The 15,091-nt window shown below is 75.5% G+C and carries 14 protein-coding genes; 6 read left to right on the top strand and 8 right to left on the bottom strand.

Going from position 1 to position 15,091, the window contains the following annotated elements:
* The first annotated feature begins 31 nt into the window (after positions 1–31).
* The 3 genes from ACFCLZ_RS32820 to ACFCLZ_RS32830 all read left to right on the top strand — a co-directional run bounded on the left by ACFCLZ_RS32820 (position 32) and on the right by ACFCLZ_RS32830 (position 2,930).
* The gene (locus ACFCLZ_RS32820) at positions 32–2,053 is read left to right on the top strand and encodes a PQQ-binding-like beta-propeller repeat protein (RefSeq protein ID WP_380281514.1); all 2,022 of its coding nucleotides are present in this window, start codon (positions 32–34) and stop codon (positions 2,051–2,053) included.
* A 108-nt stretch (positions 2,054–2,161) separates the two neighbouring features.
* A complete protein-coding gene (locus ACFCLZ_RS32825; RefSeq protein ID WP_380281515.1) occupies positions 2,162–2,506 on the top strand; it encodes a hypothetical protein in 345 nt (114 codons plus the stop codon).
* The gene (locus tag ACFCLZ_RS32830) at positions 2,499–2,930 is read left to right on the top strand and encodes a hypothetical protein (RefSeq protein WP_380281516.1); all 432 of its coding nucleotides are present in this window, start codon (positions 2,499–2,501) and stop codon (positions 2,928–2,930) included. Before ACFCLZ_RS32825 ends, ACFCLZ_RS32830 begins: the two co-directional genes overlap by 8 nt.
* A 42-nt stretch (positions 2,931–2,972) precedes the next feature.
* Here ACFCLZ_RS32830 and ACFCLZ_RS32835 read toward each other — a convergent pair whose 3' ends face one another.
* A complete protein-coding gene (locus tag ACFCLZ_RS32835) occupies positions 2,973–3,623 on the bottom strand; it encodes a TetR/AcrR family transcriptional regulator (RefSeq protein ID WP_380281517.1) in 651 nt (216 codons plus the stop codon).
* Between the two features lie 97 nt (positions 3,624–3,720).
* On the opposite strand from ACFCLZ_RS32835, the gene ACFCLZ_RS32840 reads away from it, so the two are divergent.
* A complete protein-coding gene (locus ACFCLZ_RS32840) occupies positions 3,721–5,010 on the top strand; it encodes an MFS transporter (protein ID WP_380281518.1) in 1,290 nt (429 codons plus the stop codon).
* 57 nt (positions 5,011–5,067) lie between these two features.
* Positions 5,068–6,807, top strand: coding sequence for a glycoside hydrolase family 3 protein (locus ACFCLZ_RS32845; RefSeq protein WP_380281519.1), 1,740 nt, complete (start codon positions 5,068–5,070; stop codon positions 6,805–6,807).
* 42 nt (positions 6,808–6,849) lie between these two features.
* Here the strand turns inward: ACFCLZ_RS32845 and ACFCLZ_RS32850 are convergent, their stop codons facing one another.
* Positions 6,850–7,776, bottom strand: a complete 927-nt coding sequence (locus ACFCLZ_RS32850; RefSeq protein ID WP_380281520.1) for an AEC family transporter — start codon at positions 7,774–7,776, stop codon at positions 6,850–6,852.
* A 126-nt stretch (positions 7,777–7,902) separates the two neighbouring features.
* On the opposite strand from ACFCLZ_RS32850, the gene ACFCLZ_RS32855 reads away from it, so the two are divergent.
* Complete coding sequence (locus ACFCLZ_RS32855) at positions 7,903–8,358, top strand: HD domain-containing protein (protein WP_380281521.1); 456 nt, start codon at positions 7,903–7,905, stop codon at positions 8,356–8,358.
* Between the two features lie 7 nt (positions 8,359–8,365).
* On the opposite strand, the gene ACFCLZ_RS32860 is transcribed toward ACFCLZ_RS32855, so the two are convergent.
* The 6 genes from ACFCLZ_RS32860 to ACFCLZ_RS32885 form a co-directional block, all read right to left on the bottom strand.
* A complete protein-coding gene (locus tag ACFCLZ_RS32860; RefSeq protein WP_380281522.1) occupies positions 8,366–9,658 on the bottom strand; it encodes a sulfatase in 1,293 nt (430 codons plus the stop codon).
* A gap of 3 nt (positions 9,659–9,661) precedes the next feature.
* Positions 9,662–10,687: a hydroxyacid dehydrogenase gene (locus ACFCLZ_RS32865; RefSeq protein WP_380281523.1), complete on the bottom strand. Its 1,026-nt coding sequence runs from the start codon at positions 10,685–10,687 to the stop codon at positions 9,662–9,664.
* A gap of 79 nt (positions 10,688–10,766) precedes the next feature.
* Entirely contained in the window at positions 10,767–12,152 is a 1,386-nt protein-coding gene (locus ACFCLZ_RS32870; RefSeq protein ID WP_380281524.1) for an ROK family transcriptional regulator, read from the bottom strand.
* A 76-nt stretch (positions 12,153–12,228) separates the two neighbouring features.
* Positions 12,229–12,597 (bottom strand): transglycosylase SLT domain-containing protein, encoded by a 369-nt coding sequence (locus tag ACFCLZ_RS32875; RefSeq protein WP_380281525.1) that lies wholly within the window; start codon positions 12,595–12,597, stop codon positions 12,229–12,231.
* Positions 12,598–13,113: 516 nt separating this feature from the next.
* Complete coding sequence (locus ACFCLZ_RS32880; protein WP_380281526.1) at positions 13,114–13,341, bottom strand: hypothetical protein; 228 nt, start codon at positions 13,339–13,341, stop codon at positions 13,114–13,116.
* Between the two features lie 177 nt (positions 13,342–13,518).
* Complete coding sequence (locus tag ACFCLZ_RS32885; protein WP_380281527.1) at positions 13,519–15,042, bottom strand: carboxyl transferase domain-containing protein; 1,524 nt, start codon at positions 15,040–15,042, stop codon at positions 13,519–13,521.
* Positions 15,043–15,091: the final 49 nt, after the last annotated feature.

The following is a 15,091-nucleotide window of genomic DNA, read 5'->3' on the forward strand; positions in this document are numbered from 1 at the left end:
ACCCTGCCACCGTCCCCGCCCGAGGAGTACCATGACGCCGCCCGCCCGACCGTCCCGCCGCCAACTCCTGCGCGGTGCGGGCTCCGTGACCGCCCTGACCGCCCTGACCGCGGTCGGTGCGGCGCCCGCCTCGGCCGCGCCCGGCCGCCCGTCCGGCACCCCCGAGGTGACCGGACTCGGCCCGGGGAACGCCGACTTCCCGCTGATGAGCGCCACCCTGATCGGTGAGACGCTGTGGATCGGCTCGCGCAACCTGGCCCCGGCCAAGGTGGTCGGCTACCACGTGCCCACCGGCCGGGTCACCCGCACCGCCACCCTGCCGACCGGCAACTTCGTGCAGGGCTCGGCCGCCCACGGCGGCGTGCTGTACCTCGGGGTGACGGACGCGCCGAAGGCCGTCAACCTGTACCGCCTCGACCCGGCGGACGGCAGCGTGCGCGGCCTGGCCGCCGTGCCCGGCGCCGACGTCCGGGACGTCGCGGTCGCCCCCGACGGCGTGGTGTTCGCCACCGGCCGGCAGAAGGGCCGGGCGGCCGGTCCCGGCCTGTACGCCTACGACCCGGCGACCGGTGCGCTCACCGAGGTCGCCTCGCCCGCGCCGGACGCCACCCAGGGGCGGGCCGTCGAGGCCACCGCCACCCACGTCTACCTGGGCGTCGGCAGCAATCTGGCGGGCGGCGGCGGGGCCACCCTCGCCTCGCTGTTCGCGGTCGAGCGGGCCACCGGCCGGGTCACCGACATCACCCCGCCCGCGCTCGCGGCCGACACCATCATCCGCCAGATCACCGCCCTCGGCGACGACCTGCTCGCCGTCTCCACCGAGGGCAAGCCCGCCCACGTCGCTCTGCTGGACCCGGCCACCCACACCGTGCTGCGCTCCTTCCCGGTGCCCGGCACCAAGAGCGTCACCAACTTCCAACGCCGGGGCGACACCGTCTGGTTCACCTCCACCGAGCACGGCACCGTCTGGCGCTACCGGCTCGGCGCGGACGGCCCGGAGGCCTTCGCGGTTCCCGTCCCCGACGGCAACTCCTGGGGCCTGGGCCGGATCGGCGACACCCTGGTCGGCGTCACCGAGGGCGGCACCGCCTGGACCCTCGCCACCGCGACCGCCGCCGTCACCACCACCGACCTGGTGGCCGCCGGCGCGCCCGCCGAGGCGCAGCTCGGCATGTCGGTGGCGGCCCGGTACGGCCGGGTGTACGTCGGCGGCAACGGCTCGGTCGCGCTGCACGACCTCAACGCCGGCACGGTGCGCAAGCTCCCCGTCCCCGGCGAGGCCAAGGACACCGTGGTCCTCGACGACGGCACCCTCTACCTGGGCGTCTACTCCTCGCAGGGGATCTGGCGGTACCGGCCGTGGGCCGACGAGGCGCCGGTCCAGGAGGCGAAGCTGCCGCAGGAGCAGAACCGGCCGCAGACCGTGCGCTGGGACGACGAGCACCGCCTGCTGCTGCTCGGCGTGCAGGCCGACACCACCGGCGGCGGCTCGTTCGTCACCTACCGCCCCGGAAGCGGGCAGCCCACCGTGCACGTCGACCCGCTCGGGCCCGAGCAGTTGGTGCGCGCGGTCGCGGCCGGGCACGGGCAGGCCTTCCTCGGCGGCGACAACGCCAAGGCCACCGGCCCGCGCGGCGACCTGGCGGCCTGGGACCCGGTGGCCGGGCGCGAACTGTGGCGCGCCGCCACCGACTTCGGCTCGGGCATCAGCAGCCTGGTGGTCCACGGGCACCGGCTGTTCGGCATCACGGTGAACGGGCAGGCCTTCGCCGCCGACCTGCGCACCGCCCGGCCGGGGCGCCCGCCGGTGATCGACGCCAGGGCCGACCTGCGCGCGATCACTTCCGCCAACCCGCGCCTGCTGGTGGCCCGCGGCCGGGTGTACGGGATCAGCGAGAAGACGCTGTTCCGGCTGGACCCCGTGACGCTGGCCGCCACCGTCCTCGTCCAGGTCGACGCGGAGTGGTACAGCGGCGCCCGGGTCGCGGTCGACGACGCCGGAGTGCTGTACACCCTGCGCGGCCGCGAGCTGATCGCCGTCCGGGACCGCTGACGCGGCCGGGTGCGTGCCCGGACGCACTAGGCTGGCGCCATGGGGGAGTCGAGGGGTCGGTCGGGTGCGAAGCGGTCTCGCTGGGTACGCCGTGGGATCGGTGTCTTCGTGGCGACGTTCATCTGCGTGATGCTCGTCCTGATGTGGGCCGCAGACGATCCGGGACCCCGGATCGACCCCAACTCGTCCGGCTCGCCCCCGGGCGGGGGGACCCAGACCTCGGCACCGGCCGGGCTCGACTTCGGTTCGGCGGCGACGATCAGCGCGGTCGCCGGCCTGGTGACCTCGGTCGGCGTCAGCGCGTCCAAGATCATCGGTGCTGTCGCCGAGCTGACCCGAAGCCGGGCCGACCTTGCCCGCGCCCGCCGGGAGGAGGAGGCTGCCGCCCCCGCCCCGGCCCCCGCCCCCGCCCCCGGTGCCGGGCCGGAGCCCGCGCCGGGGGAGGATGCCTGACGGACGAGGGTGCCGGTCGGCACCCTTCGGAACGGCGGCCGAGGGGCTGCGGGCCTGGTGGGCGGAGCACGTCGGCGCGCCGCTGCGGCCGGTCGGCCTCGCGGACGTCGACGACGCGGTGGCGGCGGCGGTGCGCGGCGGCGTGTCCGGCGGTCCCGACCGGGTGGTGCGGCTCGCCGAGGTCGCCGGGCTCGTCGACCCCGCCGCCGGGGAGGTGGTCGTGGTCCTCCAGGAGGCGGAGCACGTGTTCGCCGCCGCGATGACGGCGGGGGAGTTCCGCGCCTCGGCGGGCGCCGTCCTCACCGCCGAGGGCGGGGTGCACGCGATCCTGGCTCCGGGGGCGGCGCCGGTCCTCGCCGAGCACGACCGCGACCACGCACCCGACGGCCGCTCGGCCGGCTGGGTCGCGCTCTGGGAGGCCTGACCGGGCGTCCGAACCGCCGCGCCCGCCGCCCGCCGCCCGCCGTCAGCCGGCCGGTGCGAGCGCGTCGAAGGCGGTAGCGCCCGGCTCGGTGAGCAGCGTCAGGACCGCCGCGCGCACATGGCGGGCCATGTCGACCGAGCGGTCGAAGAGCCACTGCGCCTGGAGCCCGTCCATCAGCGCCGTGAGCCGCACGGCGGCCTCCTCCGGGTCCACGTCCTCGCGCAGGTGCCCGTCCCCGCCGACCCGGCGCAGGGCGTCGGCCGTGCCGCCGCGGATGCGCGCGTAGCGGTCGGCGAAGTAGGCGTGGGCGGGGTGCTCCGGGTCGGAGGCCTCGCCGGAGAGCCGGACGAACAGTTCGATGAGCCCGGGGGCCAGCTCGTTGTGCCCGGCGAGGTCCACCATCCCGCGCAGCACGCCGAGGCCGCCGCCGAGCCGGGTGTAGGGGCGGAAGCGCTCGCGGTCCAGGCGGTCGCGGTCCTCCAGGACGGCCTGGAGCAGCGCGTCCTTGTCGGGGAAGTAGCGCAGCAGACCGGCCCGGGAGATGTCGCACGCGGCGGCGAGGTCGAGGATCGTCACCGCCCGGAACCCGCGCTGGGCGAAGTGCTCGGCGGCGGTCTGGATGATCGCGGCCCGGCGGGCGCGGCCCTTGGCGTAGCCGCCGGACGCCACCGCCCCGGCTCCTGAGGTGGTCATGGGGGAACGGTAGCAGGGTTGCTTGACAGAAAGCTACACGTGTGTAGCAATTGGGCCCACGCCACGCCGCCGTGGCTGGTCCCCTAGGAGCTCCCCCATGCTCGACACCCCCTCGCCGCCCGCGGAGGCCCCCGCTCCGCAGGCGCCCCCCGGCTTCGTGCGAAGACTGGCCCTCGGTCAGTTCGGCATGTACCTCGCGGTGCTCGCCCCCGTGATGGGCGGTCTGTCGGTCAAGATCCAGCACCTGGTCGGCCTGGACGCCGCCCCCGCCCAGCTCGGGCTGGTGACCGGCACCGGCGCCCTGTTCGCGCTGGTCGGCCAGCCCCTCGCCGGCCGCCTCTCCGACCGCTGCACCTCCCGCTTCGGCATGCGCCGGCCGTTCCTGGCCGGCGGTGTCGTCGCCATGGCGGCGGCCCTGGTGGTCTGCGCCCTCGCCCCCAACATCCCGGTCCTGCTGGTCGCCTGGTGCGCCGCCCAGGGCGCCGCCAACGTCGCCTTCGCCGCCTCCGGCGCGACCGTGGCCGACCACGTGCCCGAGGCCAGGCGCGGCCGCGTGTCCGGCATCGTCGGCGCCGTCACCCCGGTCGGCATCATGGTCGGCTCGGTCCTGCTCTCCGCGCTGCCCAGCGACCTCCTGCGGTTCGCCGTGCCGGCCGCCGTCGCCCTCGTCCTCGGCCTCTGGTTCGCCGCCCGCCTGCCCGACCGGGTGCGCACCGAAGCGCCGGACGAGCCGCTGAACCCGCGCAGCCTCCTGCTCTCCTTCGTCTTCGACCCGCGCAAGCACCCGGACTTCGGCTGGGCCTGGCTGAGCAAGTTCCTCATCATGCTCGGTTACGGTTCCCTCAGCGGCTATCTGACCCTCTTCCTGGCAGCCGAGTTCGGCATGGACGACACCGACGAGCAGCTGCGCTTCAACGCCCTCGCCAACGGCCTGAGCGTCGCCACCCTGGTCGTCGCCAGCGTCGTCGGCGGCGTGCTGTCCGACCGCCTCGGCCGCCGCAAGCCGTTCGTGATGGGCGGCGGCCTGGTGATGGCGGCCGTCCTCGCCGTGGTGAGCGCCACCCCGTACCTCGGCGACGCCGGTCTGGGGACCCTGCTGGTCCTCGAAGCGCTCCTCGGCATCGGCGCCGGCCTGTTCCTCGCCGTCGACAGCGCGCTCACCATCAGCCTGCTGCCCAGCCAGGACGACACGGCCAAGGACCTGGGCGTGCTCAACATCGCCAACGCCCTGCCGGGTTCGCTCGCGCCGTTCCTGGCCGGCGTGGTCGTCATACCCGTCGGCGACGCCCTGCTCGGCGGCGCCGGCTACTCGCTCTGGTTCGGCCTCGCCGCCGTGTTCTGCCTGGTCGGCGCGCTGCTGGTGACCAGGATCAGAAGCGCCGCCTGACCGCACCCGCCCCGGACCCCCCCCGCATCCCCCGCACCATCGAGGAAGGCCCCCGTCATGAGCACCGAAGCCCGCTTCCCCTACCAGGACCCGACGCTGAGCGTCGACCAGCGCGTCGAGGACCTGCTGAGCCGTCTGCCCGTCGAGGACAAGGCGGGCCTGATGTTCCAGCCCCTGGGCACCCTCGGCGCCCCGGAGGAGCCCGGCCTGTTCGGCACGCCGTCCATGGCGACCCTGCTGGAGCGGCGCATCAACCACTACAACATCCTCTGGGCGACCGACGCGCGCTCCCTCGCCGTCTGGCACAACGCCCTCCAGCGAGCCGCCCTGGAGCGGCCGCTGGGCATCCCGGTGACCATCTCCAGCGACCCGCGCCACTCCTTCACCGACAACCCCGCCACCGCGCTGCTGGCCGGCCCCTTCTCGCAGTGGCCCGAGCCGCTCGGCTTCGCCGCCGTCGGCTCGCCCGAGCTGGTCCGCCGCTGGGCCGACACGGTGCGCCGCGAGTACCTGGCCGTCGGCATCCGGGTCGCGCTGCACCCCCAGATCGACCTCGCCACCGAGCCGCGCTGGGCGCGCATCAGCACCACCTTCGGCGAGGACGCCGACCTCACCTCGAAGCTCGCCGTCGCCTATGTGCGCGGGCTCCAGGGCGAGGAGCTCGGCCCGGAGTCCGTGTCCGTGATGGCCAAGCACTTCCCCGGCGGCGGCGCGCAGCTGAACGGCGAGGACCCGCACTTCGAGTACGGCCGCGAGCAGGTCTACCCGGGCGACAACTTCGACTACCACCTGGAGCCGTTCAAGGCCGTCATCGAGGCCGGCGTCGCCCAGATGATGCCCTACTACGGCATGCCGGTCGGCACCGAGCACGAGGAGGTCGGCTTCGGCTTCAACCAGGGGATCATCACCGGCCTGCTGCGCGAGCGGCTCGGCTACGACGGCATCGTCTGCACCGACTGGGCCATCCTCGCCCACAAGTACTGGGGCGTGGAGGAACTGACCTACGAGGAGCGCATGCTCAAGTCGCTGGACGCCGGGGTGGACCAGTTCGGCGGCGAGTTCCGCCCGGAGGTGCTGGTGGGCCTGGTCAAGGCCGGCAAGGTGGCCGAGCAGCGCCTCGACACCTCGGTGCGCCGCCTGCTGCGCGAGAAGTTCCGGCTCGGCCTGTTCGACCGGCCGTACCTGGACGAGGACGCCGCCGACCTGCTGGTGGGCACCGCCGAGGCGCGCGCCGAGGGCCTCGCCGCGCAGGCGGCCGCGCACACCCTGCTGGTCAACGCCGACAGCGGCCCGGCCCGCCTGCCGCTCGCGGCCGGCGGCCTGCGGGTGTACGCGGAGGGGCTGTCCGCCGACGCGCTCGGCGGCCGGGCGGAGCTCGTCGCCACGCCGCAGGAGGCGGACGTGGCGGTGCTGCGCCTGGCGGCGCCGTTCGAGCCGCGCGGCGAGGAGGGCACCCTGGAGTCCTTCTTCCACGCGGGCTCGCTCGACTTCCCCGAGGAGGAGATCGAGCGCGTGCGGCGGATCTGTGCCACCGTGCCGACCGTGGTCGACGTGTACCTGGACCGCCCGGCGATCCTGACCGGCCTGGCCGGGCACGCCGCCTCGCTGACGGTCAACTTCGGCGCGGCGCAGGAGGCCTTCGCGAAGGTGCTGTTCGGCGAGGAGCGGCCGCAGGGCTCGCTGCCGTTCGACCTGCCGTCCTCGATGGCGGCCGTCGAGGCGAGCCGGTCGGACGTGCCGTTCGACACCGCCGACCCGCTGTTCCGCTTCGGGTACGGCCTGCGCTACGAGGGCTGACCGCACTCCCGGCACGGCCCGCCGCCTTCCGGTGGCGGGCCGCTACGCCGGGCCGAGGGCCCAGGCGACCAGGGACAGCGTGGCCATCGAGACCAGCGTCGAGGCGAGCACCGCGTCCCGGGCGAAGGCGGCCCCGTGGCCGTACTCGCGCGCGTAGGTGAACGCGTTCTGCGCGGTCGGCAGCGCCGAGAACAGCACCACGGTGAGCAGTTGGTGCGGCGGCAGGTCGAGCACCAGCGCGCCGACCGCCCAGGCCGTCAGCGGCTGGACGAGGGTCTTCAGCGCGACCGCCGCGCCGACCTCCAGATAGCGGGAGGCGCCGGTGACGGCGGGTGGATGGCAGAGCGAGAGGCCGAGCGCCACCAGGGCGGTCGGCACGGCCGCGCCGCCGAGCAGTTCGCAGGAACGATTCAGCTCGGCGGGCGGCCGCCACCCGGTCGCCGACAGCGCGGCGCCCAGCCCCACCGCCAACAGGATCGGATTGCGCAGCGGCAGCGTGAGCGCGGCCCGCAGACCGGCCCGCCCGGAGTCCAGCACGGTCAGCACCGCCGGGGTGACCACCAGGATCTGGAACAGCACCACCGGGCCGACGAAGGACGCGTCACCGAGCACCTGGGTGGCCACCGGTATGCCCAGGTTGGCCGAGTTGACGTACCCGGCCGCCATCGCGCCGAGCGCCCGCTCCGGCACCGCGCGCCCGAACAGCCGGTGGGAGACGAGCAGCCCGAGCCCGCCCGCCACCACCGTGCCCGCGACGAACGCCGCCATCGACGGGTTGGCGAACCGGTCCAGCGGGGTGCGGGCGATCATCAGGAACAGCGCGGCGGGCATCGCCGCGTGGAAGACGAACCGGTTCAGCGCCTGCTCGGCCTGCTCGCCGAGCAGGCCGCCGCGGCCGAGCAGATAGCCGACGCCGGTCAGCGCCCAGATCGGGGCGAAACCGGACAGCAGCGGGTGCGGGCTGGGCATGACTCCCTCGGTGCGGTCGCGGGCGGGGCCGGACGGGCCGGCCGTCGGCAGTCAATCAGGCGCCCGGACGGCCCCGGCGGGCAGGCCCCCGCGCGGCCCGGCGGGGCCGGCGCCTACCATGGCGGGGTGGACCATCTGAGCCTGGCCGAGGTCGAGCGGATCGCCCGGAGCGCGCACGCGGGGCAGACCGACAAGAACGGCCACCCCTACACCGAGCACCTGGCGGCGGTCGCCCACGGTGTGGCGGCGCGCGGCGGCAGCGACGAGCAGATCGCGGCCGGCTGGCTGCACGACGCGATCGAGGACGACGCGCTGACCCGCGAATGGCTGGCCGACGCCGCCCTCGGCGCCGCCACCAAGGCCATCGTGGACGCCCTCACCAAGCGGCCCGGCGAACCGCTGGAGGGGTACACGGCGCGCATCCTGGCCACCCCGGGAGCGCTCCTCGTCAAGCAGGCCGACCTCGCGCACAACGCCGACCCGGCCCGGCTGGCGAGTCTGGACCCGGCCACCGCCGAACGCCTCGCCGCCAAGTACCGCCGGACCCGGGAACTGCTCGGCCTGGACCCCGAATCGGCCTGACGCCCCGTCAGATCGCGGTCGTGGCGGGCACGAAGCGCGCGAAGGGGTCGCCGGACCGGGCGCAGTGCCCGGCGAGCAGGGCGCGGAACCGGTCGAGCAGGGCCGCATGCCGGGCGTCCACCGCCAGGTTGACCATCTCGCCCGGATCCCCGGCGAGGTCGAAGAGCTGCTCGCGGTGGTCCCCCCAGGCGTAGCAGACGTACTTGTGCCGCTCGTCGCGGATCATCCGGCCGAGGGCGTTGTTGAAGCCGGGCAGCTCCCAGCGGGTCTCCACCACCACGCTCTCCCGGGGCTGCGGCGCGCGCACGCTGCGCCCGGGAAGGCCGGGCGGCACGGGGATCCCGGCGAGGTCGCAGAGGGTGGGCAGGAGGTCCGGCCCGGTCGACACCAGGCGGTCGCTGACCGCGCCCGGTGTGCTGCCGGGCCCGCCGACCAGGAACGGCACCCGCACCGACTCCTCGAACAGCGCCCACTTCTGGTTCCACCCGTGCGCGCCGGCGCCGTCGCCGTGGTCGGAGGTGAACACCACGACGGCCTCCCGGCCGGTCGCGCGCTCGTGCTCGCGCAGCGCGGCCAGCACGGTGCCGAGGTGCGCGTCCACCCGCTCGACCAGCGCGTAGTACGCCTGCCGGTAGCGCCGCCAGTCGTCCTCGCGCCACGCGGCGGTGGGGTGGGTGTGCGCCCAGGCCCGCTGGGCGAGCCGGGGGAGGTGGGCCTCGTACGGCGCGGGCGGGAAGTTGGCGGGCAGCGGCGGGCACTGCGCGACGGGCGGCGGGGCGGGCAGCGGGCCGGTCTTCGGGTCCTGGCCGCGCGCCCATTCGCAGATGCCGTGCGGCTCCAGGAAGGAGAGCACCAGCAGGAACGGGCGCGGGCGCGGCTCGCGGAGGAACCCGGCCGCGGCGCCGGCGAGTCCGGCGTCGTCCCCGGCGGGGTGGAGGCGGCGGAAGCCGCGGCCCTCGGGCAGGTCGAGTTCGGGCAGGTGCCACTTGCCGCCGTAGGCGCAGTCGTAGCCGGCCTCGGCGAACACCCGGCCCAGCAGCGGCTCCGGCGCGGTGCCGTCGGGGGCGGCGGCCTCGTTGCCGGTGACACCGAGCGCGCTGGGCAGTTGCCCGGTGAGCAGACTGGCCCGGGAGGGCGCGCAGAGCGGCTGGGCGCAGTACGCCTGCCGGTAGCGGGTGCCGGCGGCGGCCAGCGCGTCCATCGCCGGGGTGGCGAGGTGCGGGTTCCCGGCGGCGCCCATCGCGTCCGCCGTCTGCTGGTCCGTCAGGATCACCAGCACATCGGGTAGTTCACGTGGCACGTCTCAGGCCATCCGTTCGTAGGCGTGGCGCTCCAGGGCGTGGCGGAGCGGTTCGCCGAGGGTCCACCGCTCGAACTCGCCGACCACCAGGTCGCCGAGGCGGCGCCGCTCCAGCGCCTGGCTGCCGGCCAGGTGCGGGGTGACCACGGCGTTCGGCAGGGTGAACAGCGGCGAGCCGGGCAGCGGCGGTTCGGGGTCGGTGACGTCCAGCACGGCGAACAGGTCGGGCCGTTCGGTGAGGACGTCGATCAGCGCCGGTTCGTCGAGGACGGCGCCGCGCGCGGTGTTGACCAGGGTGGCGCCGGGCTTCATCGAGGCGAGCAGGCGCCGGCCGACCAGCCCCCGGGTCTCCGGGACGAGCGGGGTGTGGACGCTCACCACGTCGGCGGTGGCGAAGAGTTCGTCCAGGCCGACCGCCCGCACCCCGGGCGGCGGCGCGGCGTACGGGTCGTGGGCGACGACCCGCAGGTCGTAGCCGCGCAGCCGCTCGCAGACCAGTCGGCCGGTCTCGCCGAGCGACAGCACGCCGACGGTGGCGCCGTACGCGCCGGGGGCCCGGCCGACCCGGACCGGCGCGCGGGCGGCGCGGGCGGCGAGCACGTTCCGCCAGCCGTCCTTGAGCGCGTAGACGATCTGCGCGACGGTGAACTCGGCCACCGGCACGGCGTTGGCGTGGGCGGCGGTGACGATCGGGAGGCCGGCCGCCCAGAACTCCTCGGTGACGATCCGGCGCACCGACCCGGCCGCGTACAGCACCAGGGCGAGCCGGGGCATCCGGGCCAGCGAGGCCACGTCGAGCACGGGTCCGCCCCAGCCGGTGAACAGCACCTCGACGTCGTTCAGGGCGTCCGGCGCCGCGGCGAGCCGCCCGGGGGACCAGACCCCGCCGGGGGCGGTCGGATCCTCGACGAGTTCCGCCCGGGCGAGCACCCGGGCGCGGGCCTCGGGGCCGTAGACGTCGGGGAACCGGGCCGGGTCCATGGCGAAAGCGGCCGCGAACATCCGGTTCTCCTTTGGTCGAGTGGCCACGAGGAGTTTCTATCACATTGAGAAATAGTCGGGCCGGGGAAGCCCCCGGTGCGGTGGAGGCTCGGCGCGTGGTGGAGCCTCAGCGCGTGATGAAGGTGGCCCCGTCGGCGAGCCGCACGGCGGCCGCGGCGGCGCCCACCAGCTCCGTGGTGGTCGAGTGCACCATCATCAGCCGCGGCAGCACCGGCACCCGGCCCTGCAGCCGGGACTCGATCGCGGGCAGCATCTCGCCGCCGCTCTCCCAGAGCAACCTCCCGCCCAGCGCGACGAGTTCGGGCCCGAGCACACTGGTCAGATTGGCCACCAGCAGGGCCAGGTCGTCGGTGAACTCCTCCACCAGCCGCACCGCCGCCGGCACGCCCTCCCGGGCCAGCCGGAACAGCTCGGCGACCCGCTCGGCCGACGTCCCCGAGACGGTCAGCCCGGCCTCCGCGATCCGCCGGTCGACGGCGTGGTCCCCGATCCGCGCCTGGGTGTCGCCGGTGCGGCCCAGCGGGCGGTCCAGCGCCCGGCGGTCGCCCATCAGGTACCCCAGCGCCCCCGCCGACCCGAGCCGGCCCCGGTGCAGCCGGCCGCCCAGCACGATCCCGGCGCCGACCTCGATCCCGACCACCACCGCGGCGAGGTCCCCCACCCCGGCCGCCGCCTCGCTGTGCTGGACGGCCAGCGCGACCAGGTCCACATTGCTCTCGACGGCCACCGGGATGCCCAGGTGCTCCTGGAGCAGCGTGCGCAGCCGCAGGCCGGGCCAGTCCAGCGCGGGGGCGAACTCGACCAGGCCGGTCCGGTCGCGGACCACCCCCGGCACCCCGGCCACCAGCGCGCGCGGCGCACCCGCGTGCCGTGCGGCCCACGCCCGCAGCCCCTCGACCAGGGCCAGCAGCGGTCCGGTGAGGTCCTCGGCGGACGGCTCGCGGCCGCGCTCCGGCCCCAGGCCGGCCGCCCAGTGGTGCTCGGCCTCGTGCAGCACGGCGCCGTGCAGGTCGGCGACCACCCCGACGATCCGGCGCGGGCGCACCGCCACGGCCAGGACGGTCTGCGCCCCGGCGTTGTAGCGGATCAGCTGCGGCGGGCGGCCGCCGCTGGACGGCGCCCGCTCGGCCTCCACCACGACCAGGCCCGCCGTGCGCAGCACCTCGACCAGCCGGTGCACGGTCGCCGTCGACAGCCCGCTCTCGGCCGCCAGCCGCTGCCGGGACAGCGACCCGTGCCGGCGCAGCACCTCCAGCAGCACGGTCTGGTTGACCTGCGCCACGGTCTGGGTGGTGGCGGTCGCCGGGGTGCGGGGGGACTTGGGCACCGGATGCTCCTCGGGCGGGGCGGGCTGGGCGGGGCCCGAGCGGTGGCGGGACTTCGTCTCGGCCCGAATATATCCGAGCAGGATCCGGGCGTTCCCGCTCCGACCGGCCCGGGAACGCCCGAAGGCCCGGCCGCGCGGATTGCGCGCGGCCGGGCCGTCGGTCACCCCGGTGATCCCTGTCCGACCCCGGGGTGAGGGGGGACAGATGGTCCGGTGAAGTCGAGTACTGCTGCTGGTCGGCTTAGTACCAGTGGTGGGTCTGCCAGAACGCCCAGGCGTTGTTCGGGCTGCCGTAGCGGTCGTTCATGTAGTCCAGCGCCCAGCGGATCTGGGTGGTGGGGTTGGTCTTCCAGTCGGAGCCGTGCGAGGCCATCTTCGAACCCGGCAGCGCCTGCGCCAGACCGTACGCGCCCGAGGACGGGTTGGTCGCGGTCACGTTCCAGCTGGACTCGTGGGCGATGATCTGGCTGAACGAGTTGAGCTGGTTCGCCGGGACGATCTGCGCGGCGATGGTCTGCGGCGTGGCGGCGGAGGCGGTGGCGGGCACCAGGCCGGCACCGAGGGCGGTCACGGCGGCGGCACCGGCGAGAACGACGGCGGAGGTACGCATACGAAGCTTGAAAGCGGGCATGAAGAACAAGACCTCAATCAGGTTGGGCCGGCGTTCGCCCCGCCCGGACCGTGGCCGGACAGGGGCCGTAACGGTCGCGGGGCGTGCGCCGGACAGTCGTTGTGAAGAGCCGCACTCCGGTGGGACAGGTACCGAGTGCGGCTGGCGACGAGACCAATTGTTGCCAGACGGGTTTGCCCGCTGCCAAGACCCCGCGGCTACGACGCCCGGTCGTAGCGATCTCGCGCGCCGTCGATTCGAAGGACCCCCGCCCCACCCCCTGACCTGCGACGCCGCCACCCCCGCCCGGGTATCGCCCCGGCCACTACCGCGCGTCGTGCCGAGGGAATCCCTGTGAGCGCACTCACCGCCCGGCGGCCCCCGCCGTCACCGAGGGCGGCCCGCGCCGCCACGCCGAGTCGCGGTTGATCTGAGACCGGCACCACAGGACGGCGCGCCTCCCCCCGCGAACGGGACTCGTGGACGAGTTCGCCGGGGGCAGCGGACCGGCGGGCATCAGAACGGAACGATCACCCCGGCATCGCGCAGCTGGATCAACGCCCGCCCCATGCACTGCTCGGCGGACGCGCCGTCGGCCCTGAAGGGCTGCGACAGCGGTCCGCCGCTCGCGGCGAAGGTCCACGGTGGACGGCGGTCCCGGACTCGCTCCGCATCCACCCGGATCATGGCGTTCACCCCCTGCTCGCCGAGCCATTCCAGGATCAGCAGCGTGACATCCTCCACCCCGCTGTGCGGCTCCGGCTTCGTCCAGCGATATTTCGGCCCCCGGCCCCGCGGTCCTGTCACGCCGCCGAACCTATCGGCAGCACGGCCGGCAGGGGACGGCGGGACCGGTGGCAAGCGGACGGCGGACCCGGAGTGGGAAGTCGGACCGGCCGACTTCCCACTCCTCGGCGGCCGTCAGGGCAGGTCGAGGGCGTCGCCCAGGCGGCGGTGGCGGGTGGCGCGGGCGGTGAGGCGGATCGGTTCTGCGACGGCGGTGAGATCGGCGAGGGCGGTGGCGACGGCGTGGCCGAGGCGGGCGCAGAAGGCGGCGGGCTCGTCGGCGGCGTCGGGGCGTTCGGGGACCACGGTGTCGACCAGGCCGACGGCCGCGAGGTCGTGGGCGCCGATGCCCTGGGCGCGGGCCAGCTCCGGGGCGTGGGTGCCGTCGCGGTGGACGATGGCCGAGGCGCCCTCCGGGGGGAGCGGGGCGAGCCAGGCGTTGGCGGCGGCGAGGACGCGGTCGGCGGGCAGGAGGGCCAGCGCGCCGCCGCCGGAGCCCTGGCCGAGGAGGACGGCGAGGACGGGGGTGCGCAGGGCGAGCAGGGTGGTGAGGCAGTGGGCGATCTCGACGGCCACGCCGTCCAGCTCGGCCTGGACGGAGAGTTCGGCGCCCGCGGTGTCGACCACCGTGACGAGGGGGAGGCCGAGCTGCTCGGCGAGGCGGGCGGTGCGGCGGACGGCGCGCAGGTCGGCGGCGGTGAACGGGCGCTCCCGGGTACCGGCCTGCCGCTGCTGGCCGACGACCACGGCCGGCTGCCCGTTCAGCACCGCGAGCGCCCGGACGAGGGCGCCGTCGCGGCCGCCGGGGGCGTCCAGGAGCACCAGCTCCTCGGCGGTGCGGCGCAGCAGCTCGCGGGTGCCGGGACGGTCGGGGCGACGGGTGCGCAGGACGGCCTGCCAGGCGTCGGGGCGCTCGGCGGGCTCCGCGACGGCAGGGGCAGGGGCAGGGGCTTGGGAGCGGGCAGGGGAGGGGGCGGGCAGCGGCCGGCGGGTCAGCACGGACAGCGAGCGGCGCAGCACCTCGCGCAGTTCCTCGGGGGCCACCACCGCGTCCACCAGCCCGCGTTCGGCGAGCGTCTCGGCGCACTGGACCTCGGGCGGAAGGCAGACGCCCCGCAGCTCCTCGTACACCCGCGGGCCGAGGAAGCCCAGCCGCGCCCCCGGTTCGGCGAACACCAGCTGCCCGAGCGTCCCCCAGGAGGCGAACACCCCGCCCATGGTCGGGTTGCGCAGATAGGTGAGGTACGGCAGGCCGGCGGCGCGGTGGGCCTGGACGGCGGCGGTGATCCGCAGCATGCAGAGGAAGGCCGCCGAGCCCTCCTGCATCCGCGTCCCGCCGGAGACCGGCAGGGCGACCAGCGGGAGGCGCTCGGCGGTGGCCCGCTCCACGGCGCGGGTGATCCGTTCGGCGGTGGCCACGCCGATGGACCCGCCGAGGAAGCCGAACTCGGAGGCGACCAGGGCCACCGCCTCCCCGCCGATCCGGCCGAGGCCGGTGAGCACCGCCTCGTCCACGCCGGTCCGCTCCCGCGCCCGGGTGAGGCTCGCCCGGTAGCCGGGGTCGGCGGGCTCGGCGGTGCCCGGTTCGTCCCAGCTCCGGTAGCTGCCGGGGTCGACCAGCAGCCCGATCAGCTGGTGCGCTGTCAAGGAGACGCCCATCTGTTCCACCCCATCGCGTGATCCGGGTCCGCGCCGACGAAGATCACCC

It is taken from the genome of Kitasatospora purpeofusca (assembly GCF_042691725.1).
GTDB classification, from domain to species: domain Bacteria; phylum Actinomycetota; class Actinomycetes; order Streptomycetales; family Streptomycetaceae; genus Kitasatospora; species Kitasatospora purpeofusca_B.

Coding starts and splice junctions, on each gene's coding strand:
- ACFCLZ_RS32820 (WP_380281514.1), top strand. CDS start 32: ATGACGCCGCCCGCCCGACCGTCCCGCCGCCAACTCCTGCGCGGTGCG.
- ACFCLZ_RS32830 (WP_380281516.1), top strand. CDS start 2,499: ATGCCTGACGGACGAGGGTGCCGGTCGGCACCCTTCGGAACGGCGGCC.
- ACFCLZ_RS32835 (WP_380281517.1), bottom strand. CDS start 3,623: ATGACCACCTCAGGAGCCGGGGCGGTGGCGTCCGGCGGCTACGCCAAG.
- ACFCLZ_RS32840 (WP_380281518.1), top strand. CDS start 3,721: ATGCTCGACACCCCCTCGCCGCCCGCGGAGGCCCCCGCTCCGCAGGCG.
- ACFCLZ_RS32845 (WP_380281519.1), top strand. CDS start 5,068: ATGAGCACCGAAGCCCGCTTCCCCTACCAGGACCCGACGCTGAGCGTC.
- ACFCLZ_RS32850 (WP_380281520.1), bottom strand. CDS start 7,776: ATGCCCAGCCCGCACCCGCTGCTGTCCGGTTTCGCCCCGATCTGGGCG.
- ACFCLZ_RS32875 (WP_380281525.1), bottom strand. CDS start 12,597: ATGCGTACCTCCGCCGTCGTTCTCGCCGGTGCCGCCGCCGTGACCGCC.
- ACFCLZ_RS32885 (WP_380281527.1), bottom strand. CDS start 15,042: ATGGGCGTCTCCTTGACAGCGCACCAGCTGATCGGGCTGCTGGTCGAC.